Here is a 17,747-nt window from a genome sequence, read left to right as displayed (position 1 = left end):
TTCTCTATTCTGACTGGTGGATAATCGATGGATCTGATGCAATCCGGCGCACCTTTTCGCCGTTCCTCTCTGCCCGCCGCAGTAAGCGCGGGCTTTCTGTTGTTTTACAGTGCGCATCTTAGTGCCGCCAGTGAGACGCTGATACGCGCTGGATCTATTACGCAAAGCGAGCTGGTTCAGCAGCAGGAGCTGCCGTCGCTCGCGGGCGAAGTCGCCGAACCGGCGCTGGGCAGCGTGCCGGACACCCTGACAATTGAGCAGGCGGTGCAGCGTGCGGTGCAGTGGCATCCTGATATCGCGCAGGCGATTGGCACCATGCTGGAGCAGGCGAATCAGGTCGATGTGGCAAAAGCAAAATATTATCCGCAAATCAGTGCGGGCATGAACAATGGCTATAGCAACAGTTACAGCGGCAGCGGCTTCAGCCCCTCATTTGTGCTGTCGGTGTCGCAGATGCTTTATGACTTTGGCAAAGTCAGCAGCTCGGTGCGCTCTGCCGAGGCGGGCGTGGCGCAGGAGCAGGCAAACGTGCTGGTGAGTATCGATAGCGTGGCGCACGATACCGCAGCGGCACTGGTTCAGGTGCAGGGCTATCAGCAGCTGGTAAAGATTGCCCGCGATCAGCTCAGCGCCCTGAGCCGGATTGGCGTACTGGCGCGGCAGCGTAATGAGGAGGGCGCGGCCTCGCTCTCCGACGCGACCCAGACCGATGCGCGTATTGAAGGCGCGCGCACCACCCTGACGCAGTATCAGGCGAGCCTTAACCGCTGGCGCGCAACCTTAGCCACCTATCTGGGCTGGCCGCTGGTAAAGCAGGTCAGCGACCAGTTTCCCGCAACGCTGACCCGCGGCTGCGCCAGTGGCAAAGCGGATGACAAAACCAATCCGGCGGTGCTGGCCGCGTGGGCGCAGGCTAATCAGGCGCAGGCCAAACTTGATAACGCCAGCGCGCAGAACCTGCCGACTATCTCGCTGGAACCGCAGGTTACCCACTATCTCAACGATCGCTACGCCGGTAGTCAGTCGCTGGACCGCACGCAGTACTCTGCCTTTGTCAAAGTCGAGATGCCGCTTTATCAGGGCGGCGGGATCACCGCCGCGCGTGACGCCGCCGCCAGCGCGCTACAGGCGGCGAACGCAGCGGTAAATTCGGCACGGCTGAAAGCGCGTCAGCAGCTGAGCGAGTCGCAGAATGAAGCGCTCAGCCTGTCGCAGAGTCTGGCGATCATGGGGCGCCAGCAGGCGCTGGGCGAGAAAACCCGCCAGCTCTATCAGGATCAGTATCTGCAGCTTGGTACGCGCCCGCTGCTGGACGTACTGAATGCCGAACAGGAGGTGTGGCAGACCCGCTTTACGCTACAGCAGACCGTAAGCCAGCTGCGATCGCTGCAGCTCGACTGCCTCTACAGCACCGGACAGATCCGTTCAGCCTTTACGCTTAATAACCAGCGCATCCAGACCGTGGAGATTCAGCCATGACCCAATTACCGATTCCGGACGCACCTGAGGGCCAGTCCGCCAGCGGCGGCGAGCTGCCGCTTAACGGCTGGGCCACGGCCATTATTCAGATCGCCACCCACTACCGGCTGCCCTGTTCGCCGGGCATGATCATGGCGGCAGCGGAGTGGCAGGGCAAACAGACGCGCGATAAAGCGCTGCGCCATCTGGCACGTCAGGCGGGGCTGTCGCTGCAGCTGTTTGCAGAGGAGAGCCGGGAGATCACGCGCTGGCGCCTGCCGCTGGCGGTAGAGCTGGATGATGGCCAGGTCGGCGTGGTGACGGCGTTTGATGGTGATGACCGCGTTCGGGTGCACTTTTCCGGCGATGAACAGCCGACGCCGGTGATGCTCACCGATCTGCTGCCCGCCCTCCGCGTGGTGGCCGCGCTGCGACCGGTGGCGGCGGCGAAAGATAGCCGGGTCGATCGCTATCTCGCCACCGTTCGCCCCGACTGGCTGCGGCGGCTGGTGCTGCACGATCTGCGTCCCTACGGCTATGTGATGCTGGCGTCCTTCTTGATCAATCTGCTGGCGCTGGTAGGGATTGTGTTTTCGATGCAGGTCTATGACCGGGTGATCCCGGCGCAATCTTATCCCACGCTCTATGTCCTCTATGCTGGCGTGATCATTTCGGTGGTATTTACCTATATTCTGCGCGTGGGCCGCGATCACGTCACCGATCTGCTGGGCAAGCGCGCCGATATGCGCGTCTCCGATCGGGTGTTTGGTCATGCGCTGCGGCTGCGCAACAGCGTGGTGCCGCGCTCTACCGGCACTTTTATCTCCCAGCTGCGTGAACTGGAGGCGATCCGGGAAATGGTGACCTCAACCACCGTGACGGCGATTGTCGATATGCCATTTTTCCTGCTGTTTCTGCTGGTTATGGCGATTATCGCGCCACAGCTGGCGTGGATCGCCCCGGTGGCGGTGCTGCTGATGGTGTTGCCGGGCCTGCTCAGCCAGAAAAAACTGGCGAAGCTGGCGCAGCAGGCGCTGAAAGAGTCCACGCTGCGTAACGCAGTGCTGGTGGAGAGCGTACAGGGGCTGGAGGATATCAAGCTGATGCAGGCGGAAGATCGCTTTCTGCAGCAGTGGAACAGCTATATCCGTATCACCGCGCAGTCGGGCGTGGCGATGCGTAAGGTGATGCACTCGCTCATTAGCTGGGGCGTAACGGTGCAGGGGCTGGTTTACGCCAGCGTCATTGTGGTGGGCGCGCCGATGGTGATCAACGGCGATATCACCACCGGGGCGATTGTCGCGGCGTCGCTGCTCTCCTCGCGCATGATTGCGCCGATGGCAACGCTGTGCGGCGTACTGGCGCGCTGGCAGCAGGTCAGGGCGGCGAAAACCAGTCTCGACGGCCTGATGAATCTGCCGGTAGAGAACAGCAGCGATGAGACGCGTATTCACTGTCCGGTGCTGTTTGGCCACTATCAGTTCACCGACGCTATGTTTCGCTACTACAGCGACTCGCTGACCATGGCGCTGCGCATTAAATCCCTGACCATTCAGCCTGGGGAGCGTATTGCGGTGCTGGGCCGCAACGGCTCCGGTAAATCCACGCTGCTGCAGGCGATGGCGGGCGGCATGGATCTGGTGAGCGGTGAGCTGCGGCTTGATAACCTCAGCCTGCCGCACATTGACGTGGCCGACGTGCGGCGCAACGTCGGGCTGCTGACGCAAAACGCGCGCCTGTTTCACGGTACGCTGCGTGAAAACCTGACGCTCGGCGCGGCGCACGCTACCGACGACGCCATCTTCTCTGCGCTGACGGTGAGCGGCGGAGCGGAATTTATTCGCCGCCTGCCGCTGGGGCTGGATCACCCGATCATGGAGGGGGGCACCGGCCTCTCCGGCGGGCAGCGGCAGTCGCTGCTGCTGGCGCGCATGCTGCTGCGCGATCCTAATATCGTGCTGCTGGATGAACCCACCGCCGCGCTCGACGACCATACGGAGAAAGAGTTTATTGAGCGCCTCGGCGCATGGCTGAACGGCCGCACGCTGATCGTGGCGACGCATCGCGCCGCGATTCTGTCGCTGGTGGATCGGATACTGGTGCTGAAAGAGGGGCAGCTGGTTATGGACAGTCCGAAAGAGAAAGCGCTGCCGCCAGCGCGCAGCGGCGGAAATCTGCCGGAGGTGAACGCATGAAGCAGCTGCCGGCAAAACTGCGGCTGGTCACGGCTGCTGAAAAAGACGCGTCAGACGATCTGCTGGGCGAACTGAAATCGGAAACGCACTACAGCGGGGCGGTGCGGCTGATTGTTATCAGCGCCGCGCTGATGCTGGTCGCGCTGATCTGGGCGTGGTTTGGCGTGCTGGATGAAGTCTCAACCGGGACCGGCAAGGTGATCCCCAGCTCGCGCGAGCAGGTGCTGCAGTCGCTGGAGGGCGGTATTCTGACGGAGCTGTACGTGCATGAGGGCGATCAGGTGCTGGCGGGTGAGGTGGTGGCGCGTCTCGATCCGACCCGTTCCCAGTCAAGCGTGGGTGAGAGCGCGGCACGCTATCGCGCCGCGCTGGCGGCGGCGTCACGCCTGCGGGCAGAGGTTAACGACACCCGGCTGACCTTTCCGGATGAGCTCAGCGGCTGGCCCGATCTGATCGCGGCAGAAACCCGTCTCTATAATACTAAACGGGCACAGCTCAACGACGCGACGAAGCAGTTTAACGCGTCGCTGGCGCTGGCTAACCGCGAGCTGGCGATTACGCAGCGGCTGGCAAAGAGCGGGGCTGCCAGCAATGTGGAGGTGCTGCGCCTGCAGCGTGAAAAATCCGATCTGGAGCTGAAGCTGACCGATATGCGTTCGCAATATTATGTCCAGGCGCGTGAAGAGCTGGCCAAAGCGAGCGCGGAAGCGGACAGCCTCGCTGAAGTGATTAAAGGACGCGAAGATACGGTGACGCGACTGACGATCCGCGCCCCGATGCGCGGCATCGTTAAAAATATTAAAGTCTCCACGGTCGGTGGCGTGGTGCCGCCTAACGGCGAGCTGATGAACATTGTCCCGCTCAACGACCGGCTGCTGGTGGAGGCGCGCCTGTCGCCGCGCGATATCGCCTTTATCCATCCGGGGCAGCGCGCGGTGGTGAAGATCTCCGCCTACGATTACGCCATCTATGGCGGCCTCAACGGCGTAGTGGAGAGCATCTCGCCGGATACCATCCAGGATGAGGTGAAACCAGAGATCTACTACTATCGGGTGTTTATCCGCACCGATAACGACTATGTGCAGAACAAAGCGGGCCGGCGCTTTTCTATCACGCCCGGCATGGTCTCCACGGTGGATATCAAAACCGGAGAGAAAACCGTGATGGATTATCTGGTCAAGCCGTTTAATAAAGCTGAAGAGGCGATGCGCGAGCGCTAAGCGGATGAGGATTGCAGGGGAGTATATTCCCGGCGATAATCACGCCATCAATCCCTTCCTCGTCGGGCTTAACGACGCGGAAGGGATTTTTTTATACCTGACCCGTAATCAGGCCGGTGCTGCCTGACGTAAAGAGGATGAATTATGTACAACACCCTGGGCAATCAGTATGACAACTCCCTGGTTTCCAACGCCTTTGGCTTCATGCGTTTTCCGCTCAACTTCCAGCCGTATGACAGCGATGCTGAGTGGGTGATCACCGGTGTGCCGTTTGACGCCGCTACGTCGGGCCGTCCGGGCAGCCGTCTGGGGCCGGGCGCGATTCGTCAGATCTCCACTAACCTGGCGTGGGAAGGGTGCCGCTGGCCGTGGGAGTTTGATCTGCGTCAGCGCCTGAATGTCGTGGACTGCGGTGACCTGGTGTACGCATTTGGCGACTCGCAGGATCTCTCAGACAAACTGCAGGCGCATGCGGAAAAACTGCTGGCCAGCGGCAAGCGCATGCTGACCTTTGGCGGTGACCACTACATTACGCTGCCGCTGCTGCGCGCTCACGCGAAGCATTTCGGCAAAATGGCGCTGGTGCATTTTGATGCGCATACCGACACCTACTCTAACGGCCCGACGTTTGACCACGGCACCATGTTTTTCACTGCGCCAAAAGAGGGGCTGATCGATCCGCAGCACTCGGTGCAGATCGGTATTCGTACTGAATTTGATAAGAGTCTGGGCTTTAACGTGCTGGACGCGGCGCAGGTTAACGATCGCAGCGTGGATGATATTCTGGCCGAGGTGAAGCGCACCGTGGGCGACCTGCCGGTCTACCTGACGTTTGATATCGACTGCCTCGATCCGGCGCACGCGCCAGGCACCGGCACGCCGGTGATTGGCGGCCTGAGCAGCGACAAAGCGACCAAACTGGTGCGCGGCCTGCAGGGAATGAATATTGTCGGCATGGATCTGGTTGAGGTGGCACCGGGCTACGATCACGCCGATCTGACCGCGCTGGCAGCGGCTACGCTGGCGCTGGATATGCTGCACGTGCAGGCAGCGAACAAAGGCTGATAGCGGCAGCCCTTCTCCCGCCGGGAGAAGGGCTGCATCAGGCGCTTATTTGCCGTCTGCGGCGATACGATCGCGGATATGCTGCGCGCGCGCTTCTGAATCAGGATGGGAGTCAAACATCGAACTCTGATGCCCCTGATCCATCTTCGCCAGCTTCTCAAAGCTGGTGGCTAAACCGAGCGGGTTAATGCCGCGCTTTTTCAGCAGATCATATGAGTAGTCATCTGCCTGCGACTCCTGAGTCTGCGAGAACTGCGCGTTAACCAGCTTCTCGCCGATATCGCCCAGCTGCGACTGCGACAGCGAACCAATAATACCGCCGACCGAGGCGGCAGCCCCGCGTGCGGCTTCGGTGGCAAAGGCAACCTGCATCGCTTTACGCGTGTGGCCCAGCGCGACGTGACCCATCTCATGGCCCAGCACGCCTTCCACTTCATTATCGGTCATCATATCCATCAGGCCGCTGTAAACGCGGATGCAGCCGTTAGCCATCGCCCAGGCGTTGACATCTTTGGTGACGTACACCTTGTAGTTCGCCGGCGTGCCGTTGATATTGTCGCCCAGCGCGGCAGCGATCTTATTCAGACGCTGCTGATAGCTGCTGTTTGCCGCCGCGACCTGATTCTCTTTATCCATTTGTGCACAGGACTGGTCACTCAGCTGTTTTACCTGCGCATCGCTGAGCGAATAGGCCTGATAGGCCTGCGCGCCCGACTGCAGCAGCGCGTTATTATCAAACCCCTGACAGCCGCTCAGTAGCGCTGCCACTCCGATTGCCGTAACCGTAGCCCGGATTTTCATATCATCATCCTTTAAGTAACTCGTCGTAAAAACAGACACCTGAAAGCAGGCCAGATGTATAAACCCGATGTTTATAGCGCGCCCGTTTCGCGGTTGCTAGCAGACGCGGCTTAAAATGCAATCGCAGCCATGATAATTAGCACGCGGATGCATGTACTTTTGTGGCGATTTTCATGTACATTGATGGGCGACTTCTTTCACGCTTCGCCTTATAACTGATTAATTACAATACGTTAAGCGCGGCGGAGCCTTAATCCGATCTGGAGTAGAACATGCCCTCTCGTAAAGAGCTTGCCAACGCCATTCGTGCGTTAAGTATGGACGCAGTACAGAAAGCTAAATCGGGACACCCGGGTGCCCCGATGGGCATGGCGGATATCGCTGAAGTGCTGTGGCGCGACTTCCTGAACCACAACCCGGTTAACCCGCAGTGGGCTGACCGCGACCGCTTCGTGCTCTCGAACGGGCATGGCTCTATGCTGATCTACAGCCTGCTGCACCTTGCCGGCTACGATCTGCCAATGAGCGAGCTGCAGAACTTCCGCCAGCTGCACTCTAAAACCCCAGGTCACCCGGAATATGGCTACACGCCAGGCGTGGAAACCACAACCGGCCCGCTGGGTCAGGGCATCGCCAACGCCGTGGGCTTTGCGATCGCCGAGCGCACGCTGGCTGCACAGTTCAACCGTCCGGGTCATGATATCGTAGACCACCATACCTATGTTTTCATGGGCGACGGCTGCATGATGGAAGGGATTTCTCACGAAGTCTGCTCTATTGCCGGTACGCTGAAGCTGGGCAAGCTGGTCGCGTTCTATGACGACAACGGTATCTCCATTGATGGTCACGTTGATGGCTGGTTCTCCGACGACACCGCAGCACGTTTTGAAGCCTACGGCTGGCATGTTGTGCGCGGCGTGGATGGTCACGACGCAGAAGCGATCAAACAGGCGGTGGAAGAGGCGAAGCGCGTCTCTGACAAGCCGTCACTGCTGATGTGTAAAACCGTTATCGGTTTCGGTTCACCTAACAAAGCGGGCACGCACGATTCACACGGCGCGCCGCTGGGCGACGATGAAATTGCGCTGACGCGCAAGCAGCTGGGCTGGAGCCACGCGCCGTTTGAGATCCCGGCCGATATCTATGCGCAGTGGGATGCCAGAGAGGCGGGCCAGGCGAAAGAGTCAGCGTGGAATGAGAAATTTGCAGCTTATAAGGCGGCTTTCCCGGCGCTGGCTGAAGAGTTTACACGTCGCGTTAACAATGAGCTGCCGGCTAACTGGCAGGCGGAGTCGCAGCAGTTTATTGAGCAGCTGCAGGCGAACCCGGCTAAAATCGCCAGCCGTAAAGCCTCGCAGAATGCGATTGAAGCTTTTGGCAAGCTGCTGCCGGAGTTCCTCGGTGGTTCTGCCGATCTGGCACCCAGCAATCTGACTATGTGGTCCGGTTCTAAACCGATCAATGAAGACGCAGCGGGTAACTATATCCATTACGGCGTGCGTGAGTTTGGTATGACCGCGATTGCCAACGGCCTTGCGCTGCACGGCGGTTTCCTGCCTTATACCGCGACCTTCCTGATGTTTGTTGAGTATGCCCGCAACGCAGCGCGTATGGCGGCGCTGATGAAGATCCGTCAGATCATGGTTTATACCCACGACTCTATCGGTCTGGGTGAAGATGGCCCGACGCACCAGCCGGTTGAGCAGATGGCCAGCCTGCGTACGACGCCAAACATGAGCCTGTGGCGTCCCTGTGACCAGGTTGAGTCTGCTGTCGCGTGGAAATATGCCATTGAGCGCGTCGATGGCCCGTCAGCGCTGATCTTCTCCCGCCAGAACCTGGCGCAGCAGGATCGTACCGCTGAGCAGCTGGCAAATGTGGTACGCGGTGGCTATGTGCTGAAAGATTGCAACGGCACGCCGGAACTGATCCTGATCGCTACCGGCTCTGAAGTTGAGCTGGCGGTAGCTGCCGCTGACAAACTCAGCAGCGAAGGCCGCAATGTGCGCGTGGTCTCCATGCCATCAACGGATGCGTTTGATAAGCAGGATGCCGCCTACCGTGAAGCGGTGCTGCCGAAAGCGGTTGGCGCACGCGTTGCCATTGAAGCGGGTATTGCCGATTACTGGTTTAAATATACCGGCCTGCACGGTGCGGTCGTGGGTATGACCTCATTTGGTGAATCTGCACCGGCAGAGCTGCTGTTTAAAGAGTTCGGCTTTACCGTTGAGAATGTGGTTAATACCGCAAAATCTATTCTGTAATCCGGAGTCGCCTTAAAGGGCGGGTTACCAGATCAGATATTGTGAACCACAGGGTGCGCATTGATGCGCGCCCTGTTTTATTTTCTTCGCCTTCTCCACCTGAAACGTTTCAATTATTCCTGCAGTAATCGATTAATCGCTGCATTTTTGTGACGCAGATCCAATAATCATCACCATCCTTGATCGCAATCATTCCGGTTATTCCTCGCATGCTTTATTCTGGCTGAACCGTTTCAGTTAGCAGGATATCTCTCAGCAATGCTCCAGGCGCTGCGTAAGAATTCCCTGTACAAAATGGCATGAAACGCTCAAGGTATCTGGCACATTTCAGAGGTGCAGTTGCAGGAAAAGCGATGACCATTCGTATTGCTATCAATGGCTTTGGTCGTATCGGGCGCAATGTGTTGCGTGCGCTCTATGAAACGGGACGCCGGGCGGAAATTACGGTTGTGGCGATTAACGAGCTGGCAGACGCCGCCGGTATGGCGCATCTGCTGAAGTATGATACCAGCCACGGTCGCTTCGCCTTCGACGTGCGGCAGGAGCGCGATCTGCTGTGGGTAGGGGAAGACACCATCCGCATCCTGCATCAGGCTGAGATCGGCACGCTGCCGTGGCAGCAGCTGGACGTTGATGTGGTGCTGGATTGCACCGGCGTTTACGGCAGCCGCGCCGACGGCGAGGCGCATCTGCAGGCGGGCGCCAGAAAAGTCCTGTTTTCGCATCCGGGCGGCAACGATCTGGATGCAACCGTGGTGTTCGGCGTAAACGAACAGGCTCTTAAACAAACTGACCGCATTGTGTCTAACGCATCCTGTACCACCAACTGCATTATTCCGGTGATCAAGCTGCTGGATGATGCCTTCGGAATCGAGTCCGGCACCGTGACTACGATCCACTCAGCGATGCACGATCAGCAGGTGATCGACGCCTATCACAGCGATCTGCGCCGCACCCGTGCAGCGAGCCAGTCGATCATTCCGGTCGATACGCGGCTGGCTGCCGGCATCACCCGCATTTTTCCGAAATTCAACGATCGCTTCGAAGCGATAGCGGTGCGCGTACCCACTATCAACGTGACGGCGATTGATCTGAGCGTCTCGGTACGGGCGGCGGTAAAGGCGTGTGAGGTCAATGCGCTGCTGCAAAACGCATCAGCAGGGGCATTTCGTGGTATAGTTGACTATACGGAATTACCGTTAGTCTCAGTAGATTTTAACCACGATCCGCACAGTGCCATCGTTGATGGTACGCAGACGCGGGTCAGCAGTCATCACCTGATCAAGACGCTGGTCTGGTGTGACAACGAATGGGGCTTTGCTAACCGGATGATCGATACTACGTTAGCAATGGCCGCAAGCGGTTTCAGGTAAGACGCGGATGGCGTCTGGCAAAACTTACGAGAATCAACGAGAGGATTCACCATGTCTGTAATTAAGATGACCGATCTGGACCTTGCTGGTAAGCGTGTTCTGATCCGTGCCGATCTGAACGTGCCAGTGAAAGAAGGAAAAGTGACATCTGACGCACGTATCCGAGCTTCCCTGCCAACCATCGAAGCGGCACTGAAACAGGGCGCGAAAGTGATGGTTACCTCTCACCTTGGTCGTCCGACCGAAGGTGAATATAACGAAGAGTTCTCGCTGCTGCCGGTTGTTAACTATCTGAAAGAAAAACTGAACGGTACCCAGGTTACGCTGGCGAAAGAGTATCTTGACGGCGTGGAAGTCGGCGCGGGCGAGCTGGTCGTGCTGGAAAACGTGCGCTTCAACAAAGGCGAAAAGAAAGATGACGAGACGCTGGCGAAGAAGTATGCCGCGCTGTGTGACATCTTTGTAATGGATGCGTTTGGTACCGCGCACCGCGCGCAGGCTTCGACTCACGGCGTGGGCAAGTTTGCGCCAGTCGCCTGCGCAGGCCCGCTGCTCTCTGCTGAGCTGGAAGCGCTGGGTAAAGTCATGAGCAACCCGGAGCGTCCGCTGGTTGCCGTAGTCGGCGGTTCAAAAGTATCGACTAAATTTGATGTGCTGCAGTCGCTGGTAAAAATTGCGGATACCGTGATTGTGGGCGGCGGCATCGCTAACACCTTTGTGGCTATCGACAACAAGGTCGGTAAATCACTCTATGAGCCGGACTTCGTTGAAGCGGCTAAAACACTGCGTGACCAGTATGGTATTCCGGTGCCGACCGATTCCCGCGTAGGCACGGAATTCTCTGAAACTGCACCTTCTACCGTGAAAAAGGTTTCAGAAGTGCAGGATAACGAAGAGATTATGGACTTCGGTGATGAAACCGCACAGAACATGGCGAAGATCCTGAAAGAGGCTAAAACCATTCTGTGGAACGGCCCGGTAGGCGTCTTTGAGTTCCCTAACTTCCGTAAAGGCACCGAAATTGTGGCCAATGCAATTGCCGAAAGCGACGCGTTCTCTGTAGCAGGCGGCGGCGACACGCTGGCGGCTATCGATCTGTTCGGTATCGAAGAGAAGATCTCTTACATCTCAACCGGTGGCGGTGCATTCCTGGAGTTCGTGGAAGGCAAAAAGCTGCCTGCGGTGGCGATGCTGGAAGAGCGCGCTAAGCAGTAATTCTGGGGGCAGCGCTCCGGCGCTGCCTTAAAACTGGCCCCGAGCGGGGCAAATAAATCCCATTCCCTTCGGGAATGAACGGTAACGAAACGGGACACAACCATGTCTAAAATTTTTGATTTCGTAAAACCCGGCGTTGTCACTGGTGATGACGTTCAGAAAGTCTTCAAGGTAGCGAAGGAGCACAAATTCGCTCTGCCTGCAGTTAACTGCGTCGGCACGGACTCCATCAACGCGGTACTGGAAGCTGCTGCCAAAGTTAAAGCGCCGGTCATCGTTCAGTTCTCTAACGGCGGTGCTGCATTTATCGCCGGTAAAGGTTTCAAAACCGACAAACCACAGGGCGCGGCAATTTTCGGCGCTATCGCCGGTGCGCACCATGTGCATCTGATGGCTGAGCAGTATGGTGTGCCGGTCATTCTGCACACTGACCACTGTGCGAAAAAACTGCTGCCGTGGATCGACGGTCTGCTGGATGCCGGTGAAGAGCACTTCAAAAAAACCGGTAAGCCGCTGTTCTCTTCACACATGATCGACCTCTCTGAAGAGTCGCTGGAAGAGAATATCGAAATCTCCAGCAAATATCTGGCGCGTATGGCGAAAATCGACATGACGCTGGAAATTGAACTCGGCTGCACCGGCGGTGAAGAAGATGGCGTGGACAACAGTCATATGGACGCTTCAGCCCTCTACACCCAGCCTGAAGATGTGGATTACGCCTACACCGAGCTGAGCAAAATCAGCCCGCGTTTCACTATCGCGGCCTCTTTCGGCAACGTGCACGGCGTGTACAAGCCAGGCAACGTGAAGCTGACCCCAACCATCCTGCGCGACTCACAGAAATATGTGTGTGAGAAGCATGGTCTGGAACATAACGCGCTGGACTTCGTGTTCCACGGCGGTTCCGGCTCTTCCGCAGCAGAGATTGAAGAGTCAATCAGCTACGGTGTGATCAAAATGAACATCGATACCGATACCCAGTGGGCAACCTGGGACGGTATTCTGCAGTACTACAAATCTAACGAAGCGTACCTGCAGTCGCAGCTGGGCAACCCGAACGGCCCGGATAGCCCGAACAAGAAATACTACGATCCACGCGTCTGGCTGCGTGCAGCACAATCTTCAATGGTTGTGCGCTTAGAGCAGGCGTTCAAAGAGCTGAACGCAGTCGACGTACTGTAAGTCCGCTGCAGTAAAAAGGCCCCATTGGGGCCTTTTTTATGTGCTTTTCACGATGCGGCACCGTACTCTCTTCCCGACAAAACCACACGCCAGCCCGCCATACTTTGCCGCATACGTACCAGCAACCTGCAGGTCTGTGCTGCGCTAATCTGCATCAATTCCGGTACGTTTTTCCCTCAATACAATGTTAAATCAGCTTAATTTTGGCGCTTCATGCTGTTTTTGTTTAACCTTGAAGCCTGGAGTGCCGGAGTCAATCTGGCCGTTTTTGTAATTTCCTGCGGGAAACTCAACAACAGGGCTGACAAATGGAAGATTTAAATGTCGTAAATGGCATTAACAGTGCAGGTGGATGGCTGGTGCGTAACCAGGCGCTGATCCTGAGCTATGCGGTCAATATCGTGGCAGCAATCGCGATTATTATCGTGGGTATGATTATCGCGCGTATTGTTTCAAACGGCGTGAATCGTCTGCTGGTGGCACGCCACATCGATGCGACCGTGGCAGATTTTCTCTCAGCCTTAGTCCGCTATGGCGTTATCGCATTTACTATCATCGCAGCACTGGGGCGGGTGGGTGTACAGACCGCATCAGTTATCGCCGTGCTGGGTGCGGCGGGTCTGGCCGTAGGTCTGGCACTGCAGGGCTCGCTCTCTAACCTTGCCGCAGGGGTACTGCTGGTAACGTTCCGTCCATTCCGCACCGGCGAATTTGTTGACCTCGGTGGCGTGATGGGGACCGTGCAGAATGTGCAGATCTTCTCAACCACGCTGAAAAGCGCGGACGGTAAAATGGTGGTGGTACCTAACGGTAAAATCATCGCCAGTAATATCGTTAACTTCTCCCGTGAGCCGATCCGCCGCAACGAATTTATTATCGGCGTGGCGTACGATGCGGATGTCGATCAGGTAATCGATCTGCTGCGTGAGGTGGTGGAAGCGGATGAGCGCGTGCTGAAAGATATGGGTATTCAGATTGGCCTGAACGAGCTGGCGGCTTCATCACTGAACTTTGTCGTGCGCTGCTGGAGCAAAAGCGGCGACCTGCAGAACGTTTACTGGGATCTGATGAAAAACTTTAAGCGTACTCTGGATGCGCACGGCATCGGCATCCCTTATCCGCAGATGGATGTGCATCTGCACCAGGTTAAGGGCGAGGCGCAGGAGCAGCCGGTTAACCTGACAAAATAACCTTAGCGTAAGGCACCTGCGGGTGCCTTTCTTATTAACAGCGCTAATGACCGATTAAATATTTCAATTTCCGCTAATAACTTCCGGCCGATATACTGCGCCCATCCTCTTCTCTTTTCAGGTTATTCAACGTGTTATCAATTTATCTGCAGGGGCTGGCGCTGGGCGCTGCACTGATTTTGCCGCTGGGCCCGCAAAACGCCTTTGTTATGCATCAGGGCATCAGGCGCCACTATCATCTGATGACCGCCACGCTCTGTACCCTGAGCGACATTGCGCTGATCTGCGGCGGCATATTTGGCGGCAGCGCGCTGCTGCATCAGTCACCGCTGCTGCTGACGCTGATCACCTGGGCAGGCGTTGCGTTTCTGCTCTGGTATGGCTGGGGAGCGTTACACAGCGCATGGCGCGGCGGTATTGCGCCGGAGCAGGACAGCGCGCTGAAACAGGGGCGCTGGCGCATCATCGCCACAATGCTGGCGGTGACCTGGCTCAATCCGCATGTCTATCTGGATACGTTTGTGGTGCTGGGCAGCCTCGGCAGTCAGCTGCCCTCCGCCGATGCCCGCCGCTGGTTCGCGCTGGGCACCGTCAGCGCCTCTGTACTCTGGTTTTATGGTCTGGCGCTTCTGGCAGCCTGGCTGTCGCCCCGGCTGCGCACCGCGCGCGCGCAGCGCATCATCAACCTGCTGGTCGGCAGCGTCATGTGGCTTATCGCTTTCCAGCTGGCGCATCAGGCGCTGACGGATTAAAAAGTAAAACGCGCAGGGGGCATTATTGACGCGACGAGGCTGCTAAGATTGAGTTTTTAGCGCCAGGAGGTGACCGATGTCTTCTCAACCTAACCAGAGCCTGATTGACGGTATCCGCTGCCTGCAATATCTGGTCTCCAGCGACAGAGCCATTGGCGGGCGTGAGCTGGCGCGTCAGATGGGTATGAACAGCACGCGCGTTAACCGCCTGCTGATGACGATGGCGTCGATCGGCCTCACCGTCCAGGATGAGCAGCGTCGCTATCTGCCAGGGCCGGGGGTTCACGCGCTGGCGGCGCAGGCGATTCGGGGCTCTTCGCTCTTTGCGCAGGCGCTGCCGCAGCTGGAGCTCTATGCACCGCACGATATCGTGGTGGCGCTGGGCGTGCTGTGGGAAGATCAGGTCATCTATATCTGGCACTCAGAACCCGGTGAACGCACCCGTACCAGTCAGGCGCTGGCGGGATTTCGCATGCTGCCGGCGTGGCAGTCGGTGATTGGCATGGCGCTGCTGGCCGCAGAGCCCGATGTGCAGCTGCAGCCACGTTTTGCTGCGGCGCAGTGGACACAGATGGCGCCTCTGCTGGCGCGCAAACGACAGAGCGATCATCTGATCTGGCAGCGAGATGATGGTGAGATTGGTATGGCGCTGCCGATCAATCATAATCGCGCGGCGCTGGCGTTCGCTAAAATCTGGCAGACGGATGACGAGCATCTGGCGCAGCGGGTGGCGCAGCTGAAAGCGCTGGCGCAGAAGATCACCGGCGAGCAGTAATTTCATCGGGGCGGCCAACGATAAACAGATAGCTGCCGATCCCCACCAGCGCCAGGGCGGCGATAAACATCAGCGCCGGAGCAAAATCACTGCCGTCGATCAGCGCGCCAATCGCAATCGGCACCACAATCGCGGAGAGCGCACCGGTAAAGTTAAACATGCCGCCTGCCAGCCCGACCAGATGACGCGGCGCCAGCGTGGTGACAAAAACCCAGGTAATGGTTGCCAGCCCGTTGCCGAAAAAAGCCAGCGACATAAATAGCACGATCAGCGTGGTGTTATCCGTGTAGCTGGCGCCGAGAATAAACAGCGTCATCGTCAGCCCGAGCAGTACCGGCAGCTTGCGCGCTACGCTCGCTGAAACGCCGCGCCGCATCAGATAATCGGAGATAAACCCCGCCAGCAGCACGCCACAAAACGCCGCCAGATAAGGCAGTGAGGCGACATAGCCGCTTTTGATGAAATCCATATGCCGGTACCGGACCAGATAGGTCGGAAACCACGTCAGAAAGAACCAGAAGGTAGCGGAAATAGAAAACTGGCCCAGACAGATGCCAAGCAGTCTGCGGTTACACAGCATCTGCTGCACGTCGCTCAGGCGTAGCGGTGTGCGTCCCGCCGATGTGCTATCGGGCAGCGCGCCATTCTCCAGCAGCCAGGCGCGCTCTGCGGCTGATACGCGTTTATGTTCGCCAGGCTCGCGATAGAGCGCAAACCAGACGCCCGCCCACAGAATGCCGGTCAGGCCGGTGATAGCGAACAGCCCGCGCCAGCCAAATGCGGCTTCAATATGAAACAGCAGCGGCGTAACGCAGGCGAGACCAGCAAACTGCGCCGAGGAGTAAATGCCAATGGCGCTGGCGCGCTCATGCAGGGGAAACCAGCCGGAAATAATACGGTTGTTCGCCGGCATCACCGGCGCTTCAAGCGCGCCGACGCCAAGCCGCAGCCCGACCAGCGCCGCCACGCTGCTGGCGCAGACGTGCAGCAGGGTGATAAGCGACCAGCCGATCATCGCCACGCCATACACCATACGCGCACCGAGTCGATCAATCAGCCAGCCGCCCGGGATTTGCAGTGCGGCGTAGATCCAGCCAAACGCAGAAAAAATCAGCCCCATCTGCAGCGGCGTGAGCTGTAACTCAGCGCTCAGCGCTGGCGCTGCCACAGCCAGATTAGCGCGATCCATATAGTTGATAATGATGTTCACAAACACCAGTGCCAGCATCAGAAAACGCGTGCGCCCGACGCGCACGCCAGCAGCAGGCGCGCCAGAGCTTAAGGGATCGTGCGCCATGGGCAGGGTTCCTGGAAACAGAGAGTATCCATCTAGCGAAACGCACAATGCTGTTTTTAGCAACCCTGTAGTGATAAGTTTGCAGCCGGCAGCAGGTTAAAACGCAGCGCGAACGAACTTTTCTCTCTGCGCAAACTCAGAGCATCACGCATAGTAAAGCAGTAGCGGTTTCGCCATAGTGGCAGCCGGTAACCCGATTTCCAAGGAGGAGTTTGTGAAACTGAAAGCACTGGCGCTGGTCGCCGCAATGAGCACTGGCGCACTGTCGGGCATGGTACAGGCCGGAGAAGTGCCTGAGGGACCGCACGTGGTCACTTCCGGCCAGGCAAGCGTTGATGCGCGTCCGGATATGGCGACGCTCTCAATTATGGTCAGCGTCGCCTCCAAAGAAGCCGCCGATGCTAAAAAACAGGCTGACGCGCGCGTGGCGCAATATTTTGATTTTCTGCAAAAGAGCGGTATCGAAAAGAAAGATATCGATGCAGCTAACCTGAGCACCCAGCCAGAATATGACTACACCAAAGAGGGTAAGTCGGTACTGAAAGGCTACCGCGCGGTACGCCAGGTGGAAGTGACGCTGCGTCAGCTGGATAAGCTGAACGATCTGCTCGATGGCGCGCTGAAGTCGGGCCTGAACGAAATCCGCACCGTTGAGCTGGGTGTGGCAGACGCAGAAAGCTATAAAGAGCAGGCGCGTAAGGCCGCCATTGCTAACGCGACGCAGCAGGCCAGCGCGCTGGCAGAAGGCTTTAACGCGAAGCTGGGCCCGGTCTACAGCGTTCGCTATCACGTAGCCAACTATCAGCCGATGCCGATGGCGCGCATGTATAAAGCTGCCGCCGCGCCGGCCGATACCACCGCGCAGCAGACGTATGAACAGCAGAGTATTCACTTTGACGATCAGGTCGATGTGGTGTTTGAAATTAAACCGAACGCCGCGACGCCCTGATAGCTGACAGC

Annotated in this window: 14 protein-coding genes; 12 read left to right on the top strand and 2 right to left on the bottom strand. The window is 57.9% G+C overall.

Translation table 11 applies throughout. The annotated features are described in order from the left end of the window. Window positions 1–27 precede the first annotated feature (27 nt). From LAC65_RS13090 to speB, 4 genes are all read left to right on the top strand, one after another. A complete protein-coding gene (locus tag LAC65_RS13090; protein WP_071668581.1) occupies window positions 28–1,479 on the top strand; it encodes a TolC family outer membrane protein in 1,452 nt (483 codons plus the stop codon). Beyond that, window positions 1,476–3,653, top strand: coding sequence for a type I secretion system permease/ATPase (locus LAC65_RS13085; protein WP_039380067.1), 2,178 nt, complete (start codon window positions 1,476–1,478; stop codon window positions 3,651–3,653). The genes LAC65_RS13090 and LAC65_RS13085 overlap by 4 nt, the downstream gene beginning before the upstream one ends. Window positions 3,654–3,676: 23 nt before the next feature. After that, complete coding sequence (locus LAC65_RS13080; RefSeq protein WP_039385632.1) at window positions 3,677–4,873, top strand: HlyD family type I secretion periplasmic adaptor subunit; 1,197 nt, start codon at window positions 3,677–3,679, stop codon at window positions 4,871–4,873. 144 nt (window positions 4,874–5,017) lie between these two features. Next, window positions 5,018–5,938: an agmatinase gene (gene speB, locus LAC65_RS13075; protein WP_039380065.1), complete on the top strand. Its 921-nt coding sequence runs from the start codon at window positions 5,018–5,020 to the stop codon at window positions 5,936–5,938. 45 nt (window positions 5,939–5,983) lie between these two features. Here the strand turns inward: speB and loiP are convergent, their stop codons facing one another. Next, window positions 5,984–6,739 (bottom strand): metalloprotease LoiP, encoded by a 756-nt coding sequence (gene loiP / locus LAC65_RS13070; RefSeq protein ID WP_039380063.1) that lies wholly within the window; start codon window positions 6,737–6,739, stop codon window positions 5,984–5,986. A gap of 272 nt (window positions 6,740–7,011) precedes the next feature. On the opposite strand from loiP, the gene tkt reads away from it, so the two are divergent. The 7 genes from tkt (at window position 7,012) to LAC65_RS13035 (ending at window position 15,490) form a co-directional block, all read left to right on the top strand. After that, window positions 7,012–9,003 (top strand): transketolase, encoded by a 1,992-nt coding sequence (gene tkt, locus LAC65_RS13065; RefSeq protein WP_039380061.1) that lies wholly within the window; start codon window positions 7,012–7,014, stop codon window positions 9,001–9,003. A gap of 353 nt (window positions 9,004–9,356) precedes the next feature. After that, the gene (gene epd, locus LAC65_RS13060; protein WP_224144786.1) at window positions 9,357–10,376 is read left to right on the top strand and encodes an erythrose-4-phosphate dehydrogenase; all 1,020 of its coding nucleotides are present in this window, start codon (window positions 9,357–9,359) and stop codon (window positions 10,374–10,376) included. Between the two features lie 51 nt (window positions 10,377–10,427). Next, a complete protein-coding gene (gene pgk / locus LAC65_RS13055) occupies window positions 10,428–11,591 on the top strand; it encodes a phosphoglycerate kinase (RefSeq protein ID WP_039380057.1) in 1,164 nt (387 codons plus the stop codon). A 102-nt stretch (window positions 11,592–11,693) separates the two neighbouring features. After that, the gene (gene fbaA, locus LAC65_RS13050) at window positions 11,694–12,773 is read left to right on the top strand and encodes a class II fructose-bisphosphate aldolase (RefSeq protein ID WP_039380055.1); all 1,080 of its coding nucleotides are present in this window, start codon (window positions 11,694–11,696) and stop codon (window positions 12,771–12,773) included. A 308-nt stretch (window positions 12,774–13,081) separates the two neighbouring features. Next, complete coding sequence (gene mscS / locus LAC65_RS13045) at window positions 13,082–13,963, top strand: small-conductance mechanosensitive channel MscS (protein WP_039380053.1); 882 nt, start codon at window positions 13,082–13,084, stop codon at window positions 13,961–13,963. Between the two features lie 131 nt (window positions 13,964–14,094). Continuing rightward, a complete protein-coding gene (gene argO / locus LAC65_RS13040) occupies window positions 14,095–14,715 on the top strand; it encodes an arginine exporter ArgO (protein WP_039380051.1) in 621 nt (206 codons plus the stop codon). Window positions 14,716–14,791: 76 nt separating this feature from the next. After that, window positions 14,792–15,490, top strand: coding sequence for an IclR family transcriptional regulator domain-containing protein (locus tag LAC65_RS13035; protein WP_039380049.1), 699 nt, complete (start codon window positions 14,792–14,794; stop codon window positions 15,488–15,490). On the opposite strand, the gene LAC65_RS13030 is transcribed toward LAC65_RS13035, so the two are convergent. Beyond that, the gene (locus LAC65_RS13030; RefSeq protein ID WP_039380047.1) at window positions 15,474–16,787 is read right to left on the bottom strand and encodes an MFS transporter; all 1,314 of its coding nucleotides are present in this window, start codon (window positions 16,785–16,787) and stop codon (window positions 15,474–15,476) included. The genes LAC65_RS13035 and LAC65_RS13030 overlap by 17 nt on opposite strands. A 214-nt stretch (window positions 16,788–17,001) precedes the next feature. Between LAC65_RS13030 and LAC65_RS13025 the strand changes: the two genes are divergently transcribed. Then, window positions 17,002–17,736, top strand: a complete 735-nt coding sequence (locus LAC65_RS13025) for an oxidative stress defense protein (protein WP_039380044.1) — start codon at window positions 17,002–17,004, stop codon at window positions 17,734–17,736. Window positions 17,737–17,747 lie beyond the last annotated feature (11 nt).

The organism is Pantoea eucrina (assembly GCF_020079945.1).
GTDB classification, from domain to species: Bacteria; Pseudomonadota; Gammaproteobacteria; order Enterobacterales; family Enterobacteriaceae; genus Pantoea; species Pantoea eucrina.
This window is presented reverse-complemented; position numbering and strand designations above follow the sequence as displayed.